The organism is Shimia marina (assembly GCF_001458175.1).
Classification (GTDB): Bacteria; Pseudomonadota; Alphaproteobacteria; order Rhodobacterales; family Rhodobacteraceae; genus Shimia; species Shimia marina.
Genome location: NZ_CYPW01000028.1, coordinates 1 through 701, shown reverse-complemented (window position 1 = coordinate 701; position 701 = coordinate 1). Strand labels below are relative to the sequence as shown.

Sequence of the window (701 nt, the reverse complement as noted above, 5' to 3'; positions counted from 1 at the left end):
TGACGTGCTCCCCTTAGAGTCCTCACTTTGAGGTTAGCCTGTTCCCCAACTGAGGATACAGACGATGAAGAGAAGCCGATTTAGAGAAGAGCAGATTATTGGCATCCTGAAAGAACATCAGGCGGTTTTGAGCGCGAAAGAGCTGTGCCGCAAGCCTGGGATCAGCGATGCGACCTTCTACAAATGGCGATCCAAATATGGTGGCATGGAAGTGTCTGACGCGCGGCGTCTGAAGGCGCTGGAGGCCGAGAATGCGAAGCTCAAGAAGATGCTGGCGGAGCAGATGCTCGATGTTGCCACGCTGAAAGAGATGCTTGGAAAAAACTTCTGAAGCCCGGTTCGAGGAGGAACGCCGTGGACTGGGCAATGAAGACCAAAGGCTACAATCAGAAACGGGCCTGTGCCTTGGCCGGGATCGATCCGCGCGTGTATCGGCGCAAATCGACGCGAAGGTCGGACACCGAGTTTCGGGCCAGGATGAAGGAGCTGGCGTGTGAGCGGCGCCGGTTCGGCTATCGCCGCCTGCACATCCTGCTGAAGCGGGAGGGCTGGGAAGTGAACTGGAAGAAGCTCTACCGGCTGTACCGCGAAGAAGGGTTGGCCGTCCGCAAACGGGGCGGACGCAAGCGTGCTGTGGGCACCAGAGCGCCGAGGGCGATCCTACAGGGGCCGAACCAGAGGTGGTCGCTCGACTTCATGTC

The 701-nt window shown here is 58.5% G+C and carries 1 pseudogene; it reads left to right on the top strand.

The annotated features are described in order from the left end of the window. Window positions 1–64 precede the first annotated feature (64 nt). Window positions 65–701: pseudogene (locus SHM7688_RS19465) on the top strand (transposase); the annotation flags it as partial.